This is a genomic window from Bacillus sp. PK6-025, from assembly GCF_056530265.1.
The window spans coordinates 3381541-3401154 of sequence record NZ_CP096509.1; the positions used below are offsets into that span (position 1 = coordinate 3381541).

The 19614-nt window shown below is 43.9% G+C and carries 24 protein-coding genes; 10 read left to right on the forward strand and 14 right to left on the reverse strand.

Features of this window, described 5'->3' with window-relative positions; all coding sequences use genetic code 11:
- Positions 1-29 precede the first annotated feature (29 nt).
- A complete protein-coding gene (locus M1D67_RS17375; RefSeq protein WP_025809732.1) occupies positions 30-263 on the reverse strand; it encodes a hypothetical protein in 234 nt (77 codons plus the stop codon).
- Positions 264-508: 245 nt separating this feature from the next.
- On the opposite strand from M1D67_RS17375, the gene M1D67_RS17380 reads away from it, so the two are divergent.
- Genes M1D67_RS17380 through mnhG form a run of 7 tightly spaced genes read left to right on the forward strand, consistent with a single transcriptional unit; the run spans position 509 to position 6275 of the window.
- Positions 509-2911 carry a Na+/H+ antiporter subunit A gene (locus M1D67_RS17380; protein ID WP_458117556.1) on the forward strand — a complete coding sequence of 801 codons (2403 nt, stop codon included), beginning with the start codon at positions 509-511 and terminating at the stop codon, positions 2909-2911.
- Positions 2908-3339 carry a Na(+)/H(+) antiporter subunit B gene (locus M1D67_RS17385; RefSeq protein WP_003184834.1) on the forward strand — a complete coding sequence of 144 codons (432 nt, stop codon included), beginning with the start codon at positions 2908-2910 and terminating at the stop codon, positions 3337-3339. Before M1D67_RS17380 ends, M1D67_RS17385 begins: the two co-directional genes overlap by 4 nt.
- Positions 3339-3680 carry a Na(+)/H(+) antiporter subunit C gene (locus tag M1D67_RS17390; RefSeq protein ID WP_020452785.1) on the forward strand — a complete coding sequence of 114 codons (342 nt, stop codon included), beginning with the start codon at positions 3339-3341 and terminating at the stop codon, positions 3678-3680. The genes M1D67_RS17385 and M1D67_RS17390 overlap by 1 nt, the downstream gene beginning before the upstream one ends.
- A complete protein-coding gene (locus M1D67_RS17395) occupies positions 3673-5151 on the forward strand; it encodes a Na+/H+ antiporter subunit D (RefSeq protein ID WP_026580052.1) in 1479 nt (492 codons plus the stop codon). The genes M1D67_RS17390 and M1D67_RS17395 overlap by 8 nt, the downstream gene beginning before the upstream one ends.
- Positions 5152-5156: 5 nt before the next feature.
- Positions 5157-5633 (forward strand): Na+/H+ antiporter subunit E, encoded by a 477-nt coding sequence (locus tag M1D67_RS17400; protein WP_020452787.1) that lies wholly within the window; start codon positions 5157-5159, stop codon positions 5631-5633.
- Entirely contained in the window at positions 5633-5917 is a 285-nt protein-coding gene (locus tag M1D67_RS17405; RefSeq protein WP_003184842.1) for a Na(+)/H(+) antiporter subunit F1, read from the forward strand. Before M1D67_RS17400 ends, M1D67_RS17405 begins: the two co-directional genes overlap by 1 nt.
- Positions 5901-6275 (forward strand): monovalent cation/H(+) antiporter subunit G, encoded by a 375-nt coding sequence (gene mnhG / locus M1D67_RS17410; protein WP_023856153.1) that lies wholly within the window; start codon positions 5901-5903, stop codon positions 6273-6275. Before M1D67_RS17405 ends, mnhG begins: the two co-directional genes overlap by 17 nt.
- Before the next feature lie 36 nt (positions 6276-6311).
- Here the strand turns inward: mnhG and M1D67_RS17415 are convergent, their stop codons facing one another.
- The 6 genes from M1D67_RS17415 to degQ form a co-directional block, all read right to left on the reverse strand.
- Positions 6312-6701: a hotdog fold thioesterase gene (locus M1D67_RS17415; protein ID WP_009329508.1), complete on the reverse strand. Its 390-nt coding sequence runs from the start codon at positions 6699-6701 to the stop codon at positions 6312-6314.
- 16 nt (positions 6702-6717) lie between these two features.
- Positions 6718-7356: a two-component system response regulator ComA gene (gene comA, locus M1D67_RS17420; protein WP_003184849.1), complete on the reverse strand. Its 639-nt coding sequence runs from the start codon at positions 7354-7356 to the stop codon at positions 6718-6720.
- Positions 7357-7442: 86 nt separating this feature from the next.
- A complete protein-coding gene (locus M1D67_RS17425; RefSeq protein ID WP_256164492.1) occupies positions 7443-9749 on the reverse strand; it encodes an ATP-binding protein in 2307 nt (768 codons plus the stop codon).
- 22 nt (positions 9750-9771) lie between these two features.
- Positions 9772-9936 (reverse strand): competence pheromone ComX, encoded by a 165-nt coding sequence (gene comX, locus M1D67_RS17430; protein ID WP_003184853.1) that lies wholly within the window; start codon positions 9934-9936, stop codon positions 9772-9774.
- 8 nt (positions 9937-9944) lie between these two features.
- Positions 9945-10826, reverse strand: coding sequence for a polyprenyl synthetase family protein (locus tag M1D67_RS17435; protein WP_195258539.1), 882 nt, complete (start codon positions 10824-10826; stop codon positions 9945-9947).
- Between the two features lie 186 nt (positions 10827-11012).
- Positions 11013-11153 carry a degradation enzyme regulation protein DegQ gene (gene degQ / locus M1D67_RS17440; RefSeq protein ID WP_003184860.1) on the reverse strand — a complete coding sequence of 47 codons (141 nt, stop codon included), beginning with the start codon at positions 11151-11153 and terminating at the stop codon, positions 11013-11015.
- A 485-nt stretch (positions 11154-11638) separates the two neighbouring features.
- On the opposite strand from degQ, the gene M1D67_RS17445 reads away from it, so the two are divergent.
- Positions 11639-11986 carry a YuzC family spore coat inner layer protein gene (locus M1D67_RS17445; RefSeq protein WP_223254849.1) on the forward strand — a complete coding sequence of 116 codons (348 nt, stop codon included), beginning with the start codon at positions 11639-11641 and terminating at the stop codon, positions 11984-11986.
- 42 nt (positions 11987-12028) lie between these two features.
- Here M1D67_RS17445 and M1D67_RS17450 read toward each other — a convergent pair whose 3' ends face one another.
- The 7 genes from M1D67_RS17450 to M1D67_RS17480 all read right to left on the reverse strand — a co-directional run bounded on the left by M1D67_RS17450 (position 12029) and on the right by M1D67_RS17480 (position 17855).
- On the reverse strand, positions 12029-13249 hold the full coding sequence (locus tag M1D67_RS17450; protein ID WP_020452793.1) for an EAL and HDOD domain-containing protein: 1221 nt from the start codon (positions 13247-13249) through the stop codon (positions 12029-12031).
- 177 nt (positions 13250-13426) lie between these two features.
- Complete coding sequence (locus tag M1D67_RS17455; protein WP_229029889.1) at positions 13427-14836, reverse strand: nicotinate phosphoribosyltransferase; 1410 nt, start codon at positions 14834-14836, stop codon at positions 13427-13429.
- A 77-nt stretch (positions 14837-14913) separates the two neighbouring features.
- Positions 14914-15465, reverse strand: a complete 552-nt coding sequence (locus tag M1D67_RS17460; RefSeq protein WP_026580053.1) for a cysteine hydrolase family protein — start codon at positions 15463-15465, stop codon at positions 14914-14916.
- A 185-nt stretch (positions 15466-15650) separates the two neighbouring features.
- Positions 15651-16052, reverse strand: a complete 402-nt coding sequence (locus tag M1D67_RS17465; RefSeq protein WP_026580054.1) for a YueI family protein — start codon at positions 16050-16052, stop codon at positions 15651-15653.
- Positions 16053-16145: 93 nt separating this feature from the next.
- Positions 16146-16394, reverse strand: a complete 249-nt coding sequence (locus tag M1D67_RS17470; protein WP_020452797.1) for a YueH family protein — start codon at positions 16392-16394, stop codon at positions 16146-16148.
- A 73-nt stretch (positions 16395-16467) separates the two neighbouring features.
- Positions 16468-16689, reverse strand: coding sequence for a spore germination protein (locus M1D67_RS17475; RefSeq protein ID WP_020452798.1), 222 nt, complete (start codon positions 16687-16689; stop codon positions 16468-16470).
- A gap of 56 nt (positions 16690-16745) precedes the next feature.
- Entirely contained in the window at positions 16746-17855 is a 1110-nt protein-coding gene (locus M1D67_RS17480; RefSeq protein WP_025809742.1) for an AI-2E family transporter, read from the reverse strand.
- A 187-nt stretch (positions 17856-18042) separates the two neighbouring features.
- Here M1D67_RS17480 and M1D67_RS17485 point away from each other — a divergent pair, with 187 nt between their 5' ends.
- Both M1D67_RS17485 and M1D67_RS17490 read left to right on the forward strand, forming a co-directional pair.
- Positions 18043-18477 (forward strand): Rrf2 family transcriptional regulator, encoded by a 435-nt coding sequence (locus M1D67_RS17485; protein ID WP_020452800.1) that lies wholly within the window; start codon positions 18043-18045, stop codon positions 18475-18477.
- 159 nt (positions 18478-18636) lie between these two features.
- Positions 18637-19533 (forward strand): prolyl oligopeptidase family serine peptidase, encoded by an 897-nt coding sequence (locus M1D67_RS17490; RefSeq protein WP_249726877.1) that lies wholly within the window; start codon positions 18637-18639, stop codon positions 19531-19533.
- Positions 19534-19614: the final 81 nt, after the last annotated feature.

Consider the following 19614-nt stretch of genomic DNA (forward strand, 5'->3'; position numbering starts at 1 on the left):
ATCTATACGATCGGATTCCTTTTTTGTTTTCAGCGTTTCTCAACTCTGATATATTCTCTCGGTTTAAAGGGAGCTCTTTCTTTTCCCATTAAGGACTGATCTTCCGCTCCCGTCTGAAGCGGCGTGTAATCCCCGCGATATTGAGGGCCTTCGTCCGTTCCTATCCCCGGAGTCTGTTCACGCGTCATTTCCCTGTTGATCATAAACGCTCCCGCAAAAAGCGAACAAAATAAACTTAAGCTGATAAAAGCTTTCCTTCTCATCTTTCATCACCTCAAATTCATCTTGTTCAAAAAAACTTTCCATTATACAAATGCCGCATTTTTTGTTAAAATTGTTTTCAGGTTCATAAGACCGCATAAACCGCGGTTATCATGAGATCATGCAGCCGATTAAAATTTGAGTTATAATTTGTCTAGGTCACCAGTTCTAAAAAAGTACATAACGTTTGAAAATTTTAGTATGGAACAGAATGTATTTATACATGCTACCTTAAAGGGAGGTTAATATGACGGCTTTACATATTGCAATTTTATCGCCTTTTGCACTCGCCTTTTTGATTCCGCTATTGGCGAAAAACGTCAGAAAGATTCATACAGGCTGGTTTGTCCTGATTCTTCCTGTTCTATTATTTATTTATTTTTTCCGCATGATCAAAATGACGGCGGATGGCGGAACATTAAAGGCTGTACTGGAATGGATTCCGTCCTTTGGCATTAACTTTACCGCATACGTTGACGGACTCGGATTGCTATTCGCCCTTCTGATTACAGGGATAGGGTCTTTGGTTGTCCTTTACAGCATCTATTATCTATCTAAAGAAAGAGAGCAGCTCGGACCGTTTTACGTTTATCTGCTCATGTTCATGGGGGCAATGCTCGGCGTTGTTCTCGTTGATAACGTCATTGTACTTTATTTATTTTGGGAATTGACCAGCATATCGTCTTTTTTGCTCATCGGCTATTGGTACAAGCGGGAAAAATCAAGATACGGCGCGACAAAATCGATGCTTATCACCATTTTCGGCGGTCTTTCCATGCTTGGAGGCTTCATTCTTCTTTACACGATTACGGGTTCATTCTCGATCAGAGAAATGATCAACCAAGTTGATTTAATTTCGGGCCACGGCTTTTTCATTCCGGCTCTCGTGCTGGTGTTAATCGGAGCCTTCACTAAATCTGCGCAGTTCCCTTTTTACATCTGGCTTCCAGACGCGATGGAAGCACCAACGCCTGTAAGTGCTTACCTGCACTCCGCCACGATGGTAAAAGCGGGAATTTATATCGTTGCAAGATTCACCCCTGTGTTCGCTTTTTCCGGGGAATGGTTTTGGATCGTGTCCCTCACGGGGATTGTCACGCTTTTCTGGGGTTCGTTCAACGCCGTCAAGCAGACTGATCTGAAAGCGATACTTGCCTTTTCTACGGTCAGCCAGCTCGGAATGATCATGTCGATGCTCGGCGTCGGTGCCGCAGCTTTGCACTATCAAAATTTTGAATACTATATGGTTGCAGTAATCGCCGCCGTTTTTCACTTGATCAACCACGCGACATTTAAAGGCAGCCTGTTCATGGCAGTCGGAATCATCGATCATGAAACGGGAACGAGGGATATCCGCAAGCTTGGCGGTCTGATGACGATCATGCCGATTACGTTTACGATTACGCTGATCGGCGCGTTTTCAATGGCTGGTCTGCCGCCGTTCAACGGCTTTTTGAGCAAGGAAATGTTTTTCACCAGCATGCTCAGGATTACGGATTTTAATTTGTATAACGCCGACACATGGAGTTTTGTGCTTCCTGTTCTGGCTTGGATCGGAAGCGTGTTTACGTTCATTTACTGCATGGTTCTGCTGTTTAAAACGTTCGGGGGGAAATATCAGCCTGAAAAACTTGAAAAACAAGCGCATGAGGCTCCACTCGGCATGCTGATTTCGCCGATTGTCCTCGTCTCTCTCGTGGTGATTTTTTTCTTTTTCCCGAACATTCTGTCATACAGCATCATTGAACCGGCTGCATCGTCGATTATGCCGACCCTTTTGGACGGAGACGAAAAATTCAAGGTTCATATTTACATGTGGCACGGCTTTTCACCTGAACTCTACATGACAATCGGCGTCGTTGCTCTTGGCGTTCTCGCCTATTTGACCTTGTCAAAATGGCGGAAGGTCTACGGCCTCTTCCCGGAAAAACTGACGCTCAACAAACTGTACGACAGCTCGTTGTCTGGGCTTGAAAAAGGCTCCAACAAGATTACAAGAACGTATATGACCGGGTTTCTTCGCGATTATCTCGTCTATGTTTTTGTCTTCTTTATCGTGATCATCGGCGGATCGCTCGTTGTTACCGGAGGCTTTTCATACGATGTGAAAGGCAATGCTTCAATCGGCATCTATGAGCTTGTTCTGTCAGCCGTCATGATTGCCGCAACATTTACCACCGTTTTCGCAAGATCAAGACTGACGGCGATTATCGGGCTCGGCGTCATCGGCTACACGCTTGCGCTGTTCTTCGTCATTTTCAGAGCGCCGGATCTCGCGCTGACGCAGCTGATTATCGAAACGATTTCAGTCGCATTGTTCCTGCTTTGCTTCTATCATTTGCCGAAGCTCAGATTCAAGCCGAAGTCGGCTAAGTTCAGGGTCACAAATGCGCTTGTCTCGGTCGGAGTCGGAACTGTTGTGACGCTGCTCGCACTTTCTGCAAACAGCCAGCGCTCCCTTGAAAGCATTGCATCGTATTTTATTGAAAACAGCTATAAACTCGCAGGCGGCCACAATATCGTCAACGTGATATTGGTCGACTTCAGGGGATTTGATACATTGTTTGAAATTACCGTACTTGTCATAGCCGCTTTAGGAATATACGGCATGATCAGGCTCAGAATGGGGAAAGGAGGGGAAGAGCATTGAAAAAGGTTCAGACGAATGATGTGATCCTGCAAACCGTTACAAAGATTGCATCCTTTATCATTCTGCTCTTTTCTTTCCATCTGTTTTTTGCCGGCCATAATAACCCGGGCGGCGGTTTTATCGGCGGATTGATGACGGCGTCTTCGCTCGTCCTTCTGCTGCTTGCCTATGATTTAAAAACGGTGCAGAACATTTTGCCCGTCAACTTTATCTATGTGGCGGCCGTCGGCTTATTCATTTCCGTTTCCACCGGAATCGGTTCATTTTTATTCGGCGCTCAGTTTCTTTCCCACGCGTTTGATTACTTTAACCTTCCGCTCTTGGGGAAAACGGAGCTTGCCACCGCGGTATTGTTTGATATCGGGGTTTATCTCGTAGTGGTCGGCGTGACCATGACCATTATTCAGACGATTGGGGAGAGAGAATAATGGAGATTTTAATGTCTTTTATTGTAGGAATTTTGTTTATGGCGGCGACATATCTCTTGCTTTCAAAAAGCCTTCTGAGGGTGATTATCGGAACTGCCGTTCTTAGCCATGGCGTCCACCTGCTTTTGCTGACAATGGGAGGGTTAAAAAAAGGAGCGCCTCCCATTTTAAATGAAGAGTCGTCAACCTATGTCGACCCTCTCCCTCAGGCGTTGATTTTAACGGCGATCGTCATTGCTTTCGGGGTCACCTCGTTTCTCCTGGTCATGGCTTTCCGCGCCTACCAAGAGCTGAAAATGGATGATATGGATCAAATGAGGGGAAATGATCAACATGAATAATCTTGTAATTCTGCCAATACTGATTCCTTTAATGGCCGCAGTTCTGCTCATCTTTATGAACAAGTCGATCGTGCTGATGCGTGCATTCAGCGCCATATCTTCCATTGCGGCGATCGCGGCGGCCGCTGTTCTTGTGCAGACCGTCTATACGGACGGAATCCAGACCTTGTATCTCGGCGGGTGGAAGCCGCCGTTCGGGATCAGCCTTGTCGCTGATCAATTCGCCAGCCTTCTGGCGTTAACGACAGCCATTATCGGATTTCTGACAGTTCTTTATTCGTTTCGCTCCATCGGCGAAAAACGCGAGCGTTTCTTTTATTATCCCGCGGTCCAGTTCCTGCTTGCCGGAGTTAGCGGCGCTTTCTTGACCGGGGACTTGTTTAACCTGTTCGTATTTTTTGAGGTTCTCCTGATGGCTTCGTATGTGCTGATCGTCATTGGCGGCACGAAGATCCAGCTGCGGGAATCTCTGAAGTACATCGTCTTTAACATTATCTCTTCCGCCCTCTTTGTCATCGGAGTCGCTTATTTATATGCGGTGACGGGCACATTAAACATGGCGGATTTGAGCGTTCGGATCAGTGAATCGGGCCAAACCGGGCTGATCACGGTCATCGCTGTTTTATTTTTGATCGTCTTCGGTTTAAAAGGCGGCATCTTCCCGCTGTATTTCTGGATGCCTGGTTCTTATTATGCGCCGCCTGCCGCTGTGTCCGCACTGTTTGGCGCACTTCTGACCAAAGTCGGCCTGTACGCGATCACAAGGGTGTTTACTTTAATTTTCACCCAAGACGCGGCTTTTACTCATCAATTAATGGTCTGGCTTGCGGCCCTTACGATCATCTTCGGTGTCATCGGCTCGATCGCCTACTGGGATGTTCAAAAAATCATTATCTACAATATTGTGACTGCGGTCGGTGTGATCTTATTCGGTATCGCCGCCAATACGCCGGCTTCGATCGAAGGATCTGTCTACTATCTGATTCATGACATGATCATTAAAGGAGCGCTGTTTATGCTTGGCGGAGCGCTGTTTGCTCTGACAGGGACAAACAACCTGAAAAAAATGAGCGGCCTGATCAAAAACCATCCGGTGCTCGGCTGGATGTTTATGATTTCAGCTGTTTCATTGGCAGGGGTCCCTCCTTTCAGCGGATTCATCGGCAAACTGAAAATTGCAGAGGGCGGCTTTCTAAGCGGTGAATTCGTGATTACGCTGCTGATGCTTTTATCCAGTCTGCTCGTCTTGTATTCCGTCATGAAAATATTTATCAACGGCTTCTGGGGGGATGAACAGGAAGATGCTCCGGCCAAAAGACCGCTAAAAGGCTATATGTATCCGGCAGCGGTACTGCTCTTTCTGTCGCTTGCCATCGGACTCGGAACCGAGCTTATCGCGCCGTATTTCCATCAGGCGGCTGATACGCTCGTCAACCCCGAAAAATATATTGAAGCCGTTTTGAAGGAGTAGATCGCATGGCATTACAAATATTGTTGAACTTTATTCTTGCGTTGTGCTGGATGTTTCTGAACAATGACTACACTGCTGCCGGGCTTGTCGTCGGTTATGTGATCGGATTATTCTCGCTCTTTCTGATGAGGCGTTTTTTCCGCCGCCGCTTTTACTTGATTAACATTTGGGCGATCATTAAACTGCTGTTTATTTTTATTAAAGAGCTCGTTCTCGCAAACGTCAGCGTATTAAAGACGATCTTATCCCCAAGGTTAAAAAATAAGCCCGGCATCTTCGCCTTCAAGACAGACCTTAAAGCGGACTGGGAAATCACGACATTGGCGAACCTGATTACGCTGACACCGGGCACATTGGTTGTCGATATCTCTGATGACCGTTCGATTCTTTATATTCATGCGGTCGATATCGATGATGCTGAGAAAGCCATCAGTGATATCCGCATTTCATTTGAAGAGGCCATTAAGGAGGTAAGCCGCTGATGTTTGAATTTATTTTGCAATTGTCACTCGGCATTTTGGCGGTCTCCACTTTTCTGTATGTCCTGAGGGTCATTAAAGGGCCGAGCATCCCGGACAGAGTGGTGGCGCTTGATGCGATCGGCATCAACCTGATCGGAATTACGGCTCTCGTGTCCATCTTGTTAAATACGACAGCATATTTGGAGGTCATCCTCTTGATCGGTATTCTGGCCTTTATCGGCACCGTCGCATTTTCTAAATTCCTTGAGAAAGGAGAGATTATCGAAAATGATCGAAGCCGCTAAATTGCTTATCGCCGTCTTGGTCCTTCTTGGCGCACTGATATCGTTAGCCGCTTCCTTTGGAACGCTGCGTCTGCCTGACGTATACTCAAGAATCCACGCCGCTTCTAAAGGAGCGACATTGGGGATCATCAGCGTGCTGCTCGGCGTATTCTTTTACTTCTGGTTTCTGCACGGCTTCATTACGGCCAAAGTGCTGCTCGGTATCGTCTTTGTATTTCTGACGTCTCCTGTAGGCGCCCACCTGATCGCAAGGGCCGCCTATAACACCGGCGTAAAAATGGAAAAGAAAAGCGTACAGGACGATTATGAAGGCAACAGAAATTTTCTGATTAAAAAGAAGGAAGATTCCTATTTATAAAAAGAAAACTCGCCCTAAAAGGCGAGTTTTTTTGGTTTACGATGAAGGGCGGCTGATGACCGCCATCGTGCACCTGGACGTGCAAATCAGGCTGTCTTGCTCATCGCGTATTTCAATTTGAAACACCATTGTTGATTTGCCTACATGCAGAGGCGTTGCGACCGCTTTAACCGTTCCGTCTTTCACCGATTTAATATGGTTGGCGTTGATCTCAAGCCCGAAGCATGCCTGCTCTTTTGGATCGATATGCTGATATGCCCCGATGCTTGCCACCGTTTCAGCAAGCGCAACGGACGCACCTCCATGCAGATAACCGAATGGCTGACGCGTTCTTTCGTCGACAGGCATGACCGCAACACACCGCTCTTTGCTGCATTCCTTCAACTCGATTCCCAACGCTTCAAGAAGTGTATGTTTCGTTTCCATCACAATCGTCCCTTCATCAAAGTACGCCTTCAGATTTCGCGATTAAAACAGCCTCTGTCCGTGATCCTACATTCAGTTTGCTGAATACGGAAGTCAGACTGTATTCGATCGACCGCTTGCTTAAATGAAGCGCATCAGCGATTTCCTGATTTGTATAGCCTTTTTCGACTTCTTTTAAGATCAGGCATTCCCTTTCAGTCAAAAGATCGTGCTGGGTCTGCTGGCTGTTTGACTTCGATTTTTGCTGTGTAATCAGCTGCTTGAAATAATCATAATCGACGACAATTTTATTATCCAGTACCTGATATATGTACTCTATAATCTTTTCCTTCGATTCCGTTTTGCTGATGGCGCCGTGCATGCCGGAACGAATCGCCTCTTCAAAATAATCTTCGACTTCATAGCCTGTGTAAACGATAATTTTGCATGATGAACACGTCTCAAGGATTTTCTTAGATAGGTCCATGCCGTTGATTTCACCCAAATTTAAATCCATTAAGATCAGGTCATACGCAGAAAAATCATGCTTCTTGAGAAATTGTTCGCTGGCTTCAGGGCTGAGGCAATCGACAACAAAGTCCTGGTTCGTTTCAAGAATTGCCTTCGTCCCCTCCATGACAGCCGGATGATCATCGATCACAAGTAATCTTCTCATAATTTCCTCCCTTTTGCGTAACCTTGCCCTATCACCATTTTATAGAAAAAACTTGGCGGATGCCAAGCAAAAATGTTAACTAAACATTACAATTCCATTTCAATGGCGACCCTGAAGCCTTTCCCTTCTGCTGTCTGTATATCCAGACTGCCGTTCAGCGCGCGGACTCGCTCGCGAATACCCGACAGCCCCATGCTTGCGCTGTTTTGATAAAGCTTGTCCGGATCAAAACCGATGCCGTCATCTTCATAATGAAGAACAACTTTTTCTTTTATGCAGACAAGCATAATCAAAACCTCATTAGCTTTCGAGTGTTTAACCGCATTGCTTAAAAGCTCCTGCACAATTCTGTACAAATTCAGCTGCGTGTCCAGGTCGAGCACCTTTGAGAACCTTTCCGTATTGAGGCGGATCTTATCGATCGATGAGGACTCCTGATGCTGTGCCGCCAGTTTCGAAAGGGCTTTGACCAGTCCGAGATCGTACAACAGCTGCGGCCTCAGCTCCTGACACGTTTCCCTTGTCGTCTGGATGACGGTGGACATTTGCTCATTCATATTGATGAGCCTTTGCCTGATTTGATTCGTACAGACTTTATCTTTTTCAAAATCAGCCAGAAACATCTCGCTTTGATGCTTCAAGGAAATCATGTCCTGCAGCACAGAATCATGAAGATCACGGGCCAAATCAGATCTCTGCTTCTCTTCAATCGCAAACATCAATTTATTCAGCCACGCCGGATTCGGCCCTTCTTTTTTCACATGTTCCAGATGCTCCATCAGCTCGCCGATTTTCAAGACGTTTTCCAGGGAAACACTCGTATAAAACGCCAGCGTCTCAAGCCACGAAATCTCATCGCGCGTCAGCCTAGGCGTATTTAAAACCGACAAACACAGCATGACATAAGAAGTCCCGCCCCGTTCACCGATCTTAATCAAAAATCCTCGGTCGACTTCGACGATTTTGCCGATGTCGGTGATGACCTTGGTTACTTCTTGTTCGTACGGGATCCACGGATATTCTTCGGTATCTCCCTCGAGCAAAGATATTGTCCCGTCGCTTTTAACTTTCAGAACATGGGCTTGGCTGACAATCAAAACATCGAGAATTGTTTGTTTCAATTCCAACAAAACCTGATTTAAAGATGAGTGTGTTCGAATCGTTTGTGTAAACTTAAATATACTGTCTTGGTAGTTATACTTTTCTGAAAAACGTTTCAGACGAAAGCGGTAATCAAGGATTTCTTTCAGGTAAAAAACACCGAGCATGACCAGGTAGATATAGATTGTGAATCTTAGATCATAGTAGTCCCCAGTTTGATATTTCATTAGCTTGAAAGCAGATATCAACATAATTGTTGGAATAATCGCCAATAGGCCATAGTATTTTAATCTTCCAACCAAAAACTCCACATCATAAGTTTTATTAGATATGAATTGATAAACTAAAGAAAACGGAATGATCAATAAACATGGAGCTACTACTGCGGCAGAATAAATATAATCCCCAATAATTAAAATTGGAAGAACAAAGAATACTACAAAAGGAAGAACACCAAGGAAATTTCCTAACATAAGCATTTTCAAGAAATAAATTTCCTCTGAATGCTTATATTTAATTAAACCGTAAATAATAACTCCGAAAACTAAAACAATTCCTATAAAGAACGAAAACAAATTGACATATGGCCTACCTTCCTCAAGAAAATCAGTAAGGTCATAAAAAATTTCTAAAACGATATTCAAGAAAGGTAAAGCATAGAGCAACAACATTTTATCGCTAAAGAATTTTTTGCCAATTTCTTTGAAATATTGAAGTATAAAGTGATAATAGCTAGCAGGTATTGATAGGAAGGTTAACAAATTCAGATATCGGCTAAATTTATCACCTCTTGAAACACCACCGACACTTACATAAGCTAGTGAAATAACTATTAAAAATAAAATTAACAAAAATGAAGACATTTGTTTATTCGTCTTGTTAGACTTTAAAATCAAAAACACACAAAACATGCATAATAAATAAAATACAATCGGAATTAATACAGTAAATAAAACATCATAACTAATAATAGTGTCCCTTGTATCAGTCGTAATGATTTTTCCATTTCTCTCAATAGAAAGTGAACGGACATCTGCTAGAATTTTATTCTTTGGTCCCTTCTTAGACGGCTTTTCATTATTAACCTCAAGAATGATATCTCCAGCTTTTAAACCCGTATAATCAGCTAAAGAATCTTCCTCAACATAATCCACGACTAGCTGGTTTTTCGAATTGTAGGCTAAGTATGCACCTACAAACATGTTGTTATAACATAGATATATAACAAAGAAAGTATATATACAGGTAATCGCTACAAGAGTTACTGACACTAACTTCAACGAAAATTTCATTTGAAACGCCCTATTTTTTTATTTATCCCCAGACAGGAACTCTTCTTCCAATAGATTCCCATTCTTTAAAACCTTCCGTTATACTTATTAATTGATCTTTATCCAGCCCAATCAAACTGGCATTTCCTTTTATAACCTGTTCTAAAACTTCTGGATGCTGAACTAAAAAATTTACAATATCCTGCACGTTTTACTTTAATCCTCCTTATCAAACTTGTTCAAAAGGAAAGAAGCAAGCCATTTCTTTTCCTCTTGTTCCAACTCTAACTCAGCTATTCCTCTTTTAAATTTTTGAATAGCAAGCTGAATCATGACATACATATATTGGGGAATGCCCGCTTCCTTCAATTTTTCTTTATAACATTTTATTTCTATATCGGCAATTTTATCCTCATTTTCAAATACTTTTAATAAATCAATTGAGGATTGGTTAAATTTTCTTTTCAAGAATAAGTAAGCAAGTGTTCGCTTATTTTTCACAATATCGCTTTTTGAATTATAGAAAAGACCTCTATAATCATTTTCGATCTGTAAAGCTATGCCCAATTGAAGTGCATAAGATTCAACAGTTGGATTAAATTTCCCGGTTGCAAGCATGGTTCCCAAAACACATGAAAGAGCCACCAGTGAACCTGATTTACGCTTGATCATATCGAGACACTCTTCTTCAGTGACGGGTTTGCCTCTTAGATCCTCATGCTGTCCCTGGGATGATTGCAATATATAGTCAATCAGTTTATGTAAGAATGCAGGATCATTCGAAACGGAGCTAACCACTTTAATACCTAATGTATAAAGCGCAGTCGCCGCATTCATTGCGACTGAACGGTTTATTTTCATCCAAGGTTCATCGGGGCTGTCTTCATCCTCTAAATCATCGAATATATCAAACGCAAGAATCAAAAGTTCTATGCCCGCTCCAAGCGTTTCCGCCGCATCAGTGTCCGTGCCGCCGAAACTTTGGTAATGATAAAAAGCAAGCTCGCTGAAATGCAACTGGTCCTTTGCATCTAGAAAAGCGTGCAGCGTCCGATTTAAGTCCGCGTTGGGAATCTCAACGTCTATAAAATGATTCATTCTTTGCTTGATTTTACTGTGATCTAGACAAAAAAGCTTAGAGATGGTGCTCCCTCCTTTCTTAATATTTTACTAAATCAAATTCCCGATTGACAGAGCAATTTTTTTATTTAACAATTATATAATAATATATCCTTTTTTTGGATTTGTTTGCAAAAAAAAAAGACTTGTCTGAAACAAGTCTTTTTACGAGGTTTTTAGATATGTGTACTTATCGTATTGATCAATGCTTTTGTTAATCTTGCGCAAGGAGTCCTTTGTTTCTCTGATTTCATTCTCTAGCCGCCAAAGCAGTTGTTTTAATTCTTCAATTTGTTGCTTTTCCACCGATTCCACACTCCTTTTGGAAGATCAATCAATTTGTGTATAGTGAACGAGTCATAGGTATTTGATCTGTTAATACAAGTTTAAAGGGAATTGGTCTCTTTTTCACCGAAAAGTTGCATATAAATTCATGCGTTACACCGCAAACTTTAAATAGACCATAACACCCATTCTACACGACTTGCGATTAGTTCTCAATTCCTAATGAAACATAAAATTTTAGTTTGTTTTTAAAGGGATCAAATAAAGATCACTAATAAACCCCTTTAGCACCGCAAGTTCAGTTATTTTTTGTTCGTTTTGCGACATTGAGTCTAAAGTAATAACTAGCGGGGAATAGAAAAACTTGATTGTTCAAGGAACGCAGATCGGGTATGCACCACCGAAAAACACGCAATAGACCGACACGCATTTCGGCCCTTAAAAAAAACCGACCCTTCGCCTTACACCGCAAAAACCGCAATTTGACCCGTAAAAATTGAAACGAGGTGTTCATATTGCTTCCTTCTCATTGCTTTTGGATGCATCCATACCAACATATCCGCTGCCGGCAGGTCTATCCGGAAGTTGAAGCCAGCGCCTTTTCGCGTTCGGCAAAAGAAGCGGAGGGCTTGATGGCTGACGGACAAAGAATTTTAAGCAGGCTTTCAGCATCGCGTGCTTTGGCTCACCAAATCATGACGGCTGCCCAAAGCAACCAAAAAAATACCGTCCTTGCCCTGCTCAGACAAACTGGCGTCCGCAGCCAGCTTGATGCCTCTTTCGATCCCGACGGCATCCGCATCATGCTTATCAGCCCCCGCAGCAGAATATTCCTCCTCCTGCGTTGGTCTTAGCGCAAAAAAAATTCCGGTCCCTAAAAAGGAGCCGGAATTTTTTTATAAAAGTTTTTGACACCAATCAACGGCTTCAAGATAGCATTGATACGCTTCATCTTTTGTTAAGCCTTCTGTTTCTGGCGTGCTGTCTTCCCATTCGTTTCGCTCGATCGATTTTGCAAGCCGTAAGATTTTTCGATAATCGTTTTCTTTGCCGAGCAGTGCTTGTCCTACTTCGTCCGTCAGCGGCAGTTCGCTGATGACTTCCGCCAGTTCTTTGTGAAGCAGTGTATCGATAAATGAAAACATGCCTGTCAGCATATAAGAAGCCGGCTGAGGGCGATTCGTTTTTTTCGCCAGCAATTCGCAAAGCTTCGCGCGGATCAGCGAAATCTTGACGACTTCGTTCTTGCTGGAGTTTTGTTTTTTCGTTAAATCCTTAAATGAGAGGATGAAGATCCACCTTTTGATTTCTTTAAATCCGAGAAGCACGATAGCCTGGCGGATGCTTTTAATCTTTTGAATCGGCCGGTTGGCCGGAGAGTTCAACAGCTTCAGCAGCTGGTAGGAAAGCGACAAATCGCGTTCTATAATATTTGTGACGTTTTCAATATCAGGCTGATCTTCGCTTAATTCATGCAGCAGCTCATAGTAAGCATGGAAATGATATGTAATGTCCTGACCGTCAATCACAGCGGGCTCGCTGAAGAAATAGCCTTGAAACAGTTGAAATCCGTCTTTTACAGCCTGCTCATAATCCTTTCGCGTCTCCACTTTTTCAGCGAGGAACGTCAGACGGTGGTTCCGGCATGATCGAAGGATGCTCTGTCTTTCCTGCCGCGTCGTTTTGAAAAAATCGATCTTCAAAATATCAATGGATGCCAAAAGCTGATGGAGCAAGTCCCTCTCCACGCGATGCTTTAAACAAAAATCATCAAGGGCAATCGTGTAGCCGAGGCTTTTCAAATGCCTGCACCTTTCGATAAGCTCAGGGGTGATCGGCACATCTTCAAGGATTTCTACAACGAGCTGGTCCGGATCAAAATAAGTCGGCAGCCCTGATGCCAAAAGACCTTCGGTAAAATTCACGTAATACCTTTTGCCTTCTGTCAATTTATCGATTCCAATGTTTAAAAAGCTGTTAATCATCAATTCTGTTGTCGCTTGATCACCGTCAATACCGGAAAAAAAGTTTTTCTCGCTCTCTCTGTATAAAAGCTCGTATGCGACAACTTGTTCTTTTCTGTTGAATATTGGCTGTCTGGCAACGAATACCCTCATTCTTTTTCCCCCTAGCGACTGAGGTGCCTTCGCTTTTAAGTATATCAATTAAATGAGCAAATCCCGTCCGCTTAAAAAATCCGCCCAAATATTGAACTTAATATTGAAAAACAGATAATCCCCGAAGAAATTATCTGTTTCAATCCCCAGTTATATTAAAAACTATCGTTTACAGAGTCAACCTTGATCCAGACCTTTTTTCGCCTTGATTTTTGCTTCGTGAATTTGCTGCATCTTGTTGTTCCAGCAAGCTTCGCTTAAATCGACAGGATATTCTTCGGGCTTGCTGATCCGCTTATACTCTTCCCAAAGCAAACTGAGATTTTCTTGAACATACCGCTTAATATCCTGAATGCTCGGATTCTCATAAACAAGCTCGCCTTTTTCAAAGATCGGCTGGTGAAGGTCTTTCGCATCAAAATTCGTCACAAACTTGCTGATAAACGTATGAACGGGGTGAAACATCTTCAGCCGCTCCTGTTCATTGACCTTTTCATAGTCCAAAGCGATATAATCGCCTTCTGAATGATGGTTCAGCTGATTGATGATTCTGTACACCTTTTTCAAGCCTGGAGTCGTCACTTTTTCCGGATTCGAAGAAATTTTAATCGTGTCTGCCATTTTTCCGTCTTCTTCGATGGAAACGAGTTTGTAAACCGCGCCGAGAGCCGGCTGATCATAAGCGGTAATCAGCTTTGTGCCGACGCCCCAGACGTCGATTTTTGCGCCCTGGGCTTTCAGGTTCATAATCGTATACTCATCAAGATCGCTTGAGGCGACGACTTTTGTATCTGTAAATCCGGCTTCATCCAGCATGGCTCTCGCTTTCTTGGACAAATAGGCGAGGTCTCCGCTGTCCAGGCGGATTCCCGAAAATTCAATTTGATCACCGAATTCCTTCGCCACTTTGATTGCATTTGGAATGCCGGAACGCACCGTATCATATGTATCGACCAAAAAGACACATTTTTTATGGGTTTCCGCATATTTTTTAAATGCCGTGTATTCGTCGCGGTAGGCTTGAACAAGCGCATGGGCGTGCGTGCCCGATACCGGAATGTCAAAACGTTTGCCGGCGCGGACATTGCTTGTCGCATCGAACCCGCCGATAATCGCGGCCCTTGCTCCCCACATCGCCGCGTCCATTTCATGCGCGCGCCTTGTTCCAAATTCGAGCGCCGTCTCATCTCCGATCACACTTTTGATTCTCGCGGCTTTTGTCGCGATCAATGTTTGGTAATTCACAATGTTGAGCAGAGCCGTTTCAATCAGCTGCGCTTCGGCCAAAGGCGCTTCGATCCTCATGATCGGTTCGTTTCCAAACACGATTTCGCCTTCCTGCATGGAATAAAGCGAACCGGTGAATCTCATATCTTTTAAAAAGCTGAGAAAGTCATCTTTGAAGCCCAGCTCTTCTTTTAAATAAACTAAATCGCTTTCAGTAAATCTGAAATCCCGCAAAAACTCAATCGCTTTTTCAAGACCGGCAAAAACGGCAAAACCGCTGTCAAAAGGGAGCTTTCTGAAAAACAGTTCAAAAACGGCTTTCTTTTGATCAATGCCGTCGCGCCAATACGTTTCCGCCATATTAATTTGATATAGGTCTGTGTGTAGTGCTAGACTGTCGTCTGTAAAACGGTGTTCCAACCTTCATTTCTCCTTCCTCAATCTGACACTGAGGCTCCCAGGGTGTTTGCAAAATGAGAAAGAGCCCAGTCGTGCCCGTCCGGGTTAAAGCTAGCCACTGCGTTTTGATGAATGACAAGATTAAACCCTTTATTATAAGCGTCTACTGCGGTATGGAGCACGCATATATCTGTGCATACGCCAACGAGGTGCAGTTCTTTAATATCCCTTTCACGAAGCTTCAGCTCGAGGTTTGTCCCGGCAAAAGCAGAGTACCTTGTTTTTTCCATGTAATAGACATTCTGATCATGTTCGTGTTTTCGATAAAGCGCTTCAAGCTTTCCGTATAAATCCTGTCCTGATGTACCTTTTATATTATGTGGAGGAAACAAACGGGTTTCCGGATGATGCGAATCGCCGGCCTCGTGTGAATCGACTGCAAATACGACGTAATCGCCGTTTTGAATAAACGTTTCCGCGAGACGCGTCACGGCGTCTTCGATTTTCCGGCCTGGTTCTCCGCACGTCAGCTTTCCGTCAGCTGCGACAAAGTCATTTGTATAATCTATACATATAAGAGCTTTTTTCATTGCCGCCCTCCCTGCCTTTTGTATGATAGGTAACATTATAACTTATCTAAACGGACAAGTGAATGGCGAATCAAGCGGATATGGCTGCAAAGCCGCGCCAGCAGCGGGTTTTTTCTTTTTCAGAAAAAAACAAAAACCGCGGGTTTTCGCACGCCCTGTGGAAGACGCGTGCGAAAACCCGTGCCTCATCTCTTGTTTAAAACCGACTGCTCAAAGATGTCGTCCTGAACATAAATCGATTCTTTCTCTACAGCCTCGCGCGCTGCGAGGACAAGTCCAAGGGGAGTATCCGATTGCTGGTCGGACACGATGGAAAAAGAAACACCTTGTTTATTGGACTCCTTGATGTAAGGAGATAAATGAGAGTAGTCGATTTCACCGTTCAGCAATAATGTCGCATCCGCTTTTGAGCCAAGCGCATCGATGACTTCGCGGTATGCCTGCGGACGCAGCACTTGTCCTTTCGTCAATGCGATGATAACCCGTTCCCTCAGCGAGCCTAAAAACAGTCTGCGTTCATCCGGCTTCGTTTCGCGTGGTCCATACATTCCCTGCTGTAAATATTGATCCATTGATTGGTCGCTCACGTCTTAGACCCTCCAGTTTATCTTGCTGGCAGCTTGTTTTAAGCTGCGTTTTTTTATCAGTATGCCCATGAAAACAGCGGGCATGAGCCCGGGCTACATTTCGGTCACCCATTGTACAATCTTTTTGGACAGCTCCTCGGCCGCATCCGCTTCAGCCACTTTCGACAATGACCGGTCAAGCTTTTCGGCGAGCTCTGCTTTTTCTTCCTCATAAGAAATCAGCTTACTCCACTCCAGTTGCGGCACAGCCACAAGCGTATGAAATTCCTTTTTATTTTCATGGAGGTAAACGTCTGTGATCATCTGATCTTTGTTCAAGATGTTTGCCTTCCTTATTTTCATCTTTGTCACCTGCCTTATCTATCTTTTTTCCCATTATACTATAAAAAAGAAACAGCCTCTTTAAAAGAGGCTGTCACAGGTTCAATGACTTGAAACCGTCGATCACATCCGCATCTGTGAAGGATGTTTTATTGCTATTGTTTTGAATCAAACCGTAGTCCCCTGTTAAAAATGTACCCGCTCCTCCTCCGGAAACATCCGTGCACTTCGGGGAAATGGCAAACACATCTCCAAAGAAGGCTGCGCTGTCATCAACGACTTGCCTGATAAAAATCGGTCCGACGATCGCCGGCATCTTCACACCTCCGCCATTCAATTTATTAGCATCATATGTGAAAATGGGCAAAACGTTCAGACTTCAGGATTTTCCGCCGTTTCTTTTTTATACCTCTGCCTTAAACGGACAAGGCGGACGATATTCAATGTAAAAGCCTTGAGCAGGGCATAAGCCGGAACGGCCAGGATCATGCCGAGAATGCCTCCGAAGCTTCCGGCGCCGATTAATAAAAGGATGATCGTCAGCGGATGCGTATTCAGACGGCGGCCGATAATCAGCGGCGACAGCAGATTTCCGTCTGTCTGCTGAACGGCAACGACGATGATCAGCGCGATGAATGCTTTCGTCGGCGAGTCGAGAAAAGCGATAATGACAGCCGGTGTCGCTCCAAGAAACGGTCCGACATATGGAATAATATTCGTCACGGCAATAATCACGCCGAGAATCAGCGCGTATTTCACACCGGCGATCCAAAAACCGATGAAGCACGCCGTTCCGACAAACATACAAACGATCAACTGTCCTTGAATGTAAGCCGCCAGCGTCTCATACAAATCCTTAAAAATTTTCAGTCCTTCATTTTTGTACTTGTCAGGCAGAATCTTGACAGCCAAATTCGGGAAACGGTTGCCGTCCTTCAGCATATAAAACAGGATGAACGGCACGGTAACAGCCGTGATCGCAATGTTGGTCACAACACCGAATACAGAAGACAGGCTCCCTGTAATATTCTCAGGCAGGCTCGTCAGATATTCGCCGATTGAGCTTTCGATTTTGGCAACCGATACGAAGTCCTGATTCATCATCCAAGTGAACCACTGCGAATTCGACATTTGCTTAATGAAAATCTGGATCTGTTTCACATAGGACGGGATGCTGTTAAACAGATCGGTCACCTGCTTTGTAAACACAGGACCGACAGCTGACAGCACAAACACGATCAATGCCACAAACGCCAAATAGATCAGCAGAATGGACAGCGTTCTCGGCAGCTTTTTCTCAAGAAACCGAACGATCGGATTGAATATAAAATACAAGATTCCCGCAATTAAAATCGGAGTAAATAAAGTCGATGCAAATACAATGATCGGTTCGAAAAGAAAAGACACTTTTGTCGACACATAAATAATAAGAAGAACCAATAAAATTTGCAGCGTCCAAAAATGGGTTTTTGATTTAAACAAGCTTTGTTTCCTCCCGGCTTTTTTCATTAATCTAAAAACTACTATTCCCACTAACGTCTGTCAACTGTTTTCCTTCCATTCATACGAAAAAGCTTTGACAGGGTTTCATTTCAACACCTTTTTGAGCAAAAAAGATTGACAGCTTCACCCGTTGTAAATACAATAATTACAACGGAAGGGTGATTTGATGAAGATCAGCAGCAGATTTACGATAGCCGTACATATGTTATCCTTGATGCAAGTCCGAAGCGACCATTTGACATCAGAGCAAATCGCAGACAGCGTCAATACCAATCCGGTCATCATCCGCCAAATCAGCAGATTGCTGAAAAAAGCGGGCTTGATTGAAGTAAAGCGCGGCACAGGCGGCGCGCACTTATTACGGGATGCCGGCGCCATTTCTTTGTATGATGTCTATAAAGCCGTCGAAGTTGTCGGTGAAGGCGAACTGTTTCACACTCACGAAAATCCCAATCCTGATTGCTGGGTTGGCGCGAATATCCACCAGGTTCTTGAGCTTATTTTATTAAAAGCGCAAACAGCCATGGAGACTATACTCAAAGAAATTTCTATAAAAGAATTGACTGATCTGATTATCCAAAAAAAGAATGCTTCTCAATGAGGCATGATTTTTTCCACCTTGTTGTAACATCCACGCTTACAACAGGCGTCTTGCATTATATTTTTTCGCCTCGTTGTAATATTGTTCATTACAACGGTGGGTACCATGTGATCAACACAGGCGAATTCGGATTTCCAACACATTAAGGGAGGACTTAACATGACGAATCATATAAAAGAAATCAACTGGGAGCAAAACACCAACTCTTACATTCAGCTCATACCGAATATTGAGTACACAAAAGTGAAAGACACTTCTTTGACATTACATTTGCTGGTGCGCCGCAATCCAATGGATGCGTTATTTAACCGTGAAGGCAATCAAGAAACATACCCGCTGATTATTTATCTGCAAGGGTGCGGATGGGGGTGGACAAAACAGGATACATCCGCCTTTATCCCCCAGCTGGTTCCATTTGTCGAGCAAGGCTATGTCGTGGCAAGCGTTCAATACAGAGGCAGCGGAGAGGCGGTGTTTCCGGCTCAGCTTCATGATGTGAAAACAGCTGTCCGCTTTTTAAAAGCAAATGCCGACCGCTATAACATCGATCCTGATAGAGTGGGAGTCTGGGGGGATTCTTCAGGCGGCCATTTGGCTCTTTTGCTTGGATTGACCGAAGGAATTGAAGAATTAGAAGGCCAGGACGAACACCGTCATGTATCGAGCAAAGTCGATGCGGTTGCGGACTGGTTCGGCCCGGTTGATCTTCTGTCCATGAGCAAGTATCCGTCCATCTTCGACCATGATTCACCCAATTCACCGGAATCCAAGCTGATCGGCGGACCTGTTCAAGAAAACAGAGAACAGGCGAAACAAGCGAGTCCGATAAGCTATGTTCACAGGGACGCGCCCCCCATTCTGATCATGCACGGGGATCAGGACGATGTCGTCCCTTATGAACAAAGCATCCAATTGTTTGAAGCCTTAATAAAAGAAGGCCATGAAGCCCTTATGTATAAAATAAACGGGGCCGGACATAACGGTTTTACCCAGGCTCATACCCTTGACATCGTCAAATCGTTCTTCCGCAAACATTTAAAACATGGAAAAGCATGAACATTGAAGGCCGGATATCCGGCCTTTCAGTGTATATTCCTATCTTTTATGAATATTTTCTAAATTTTTTTCAGTATATCG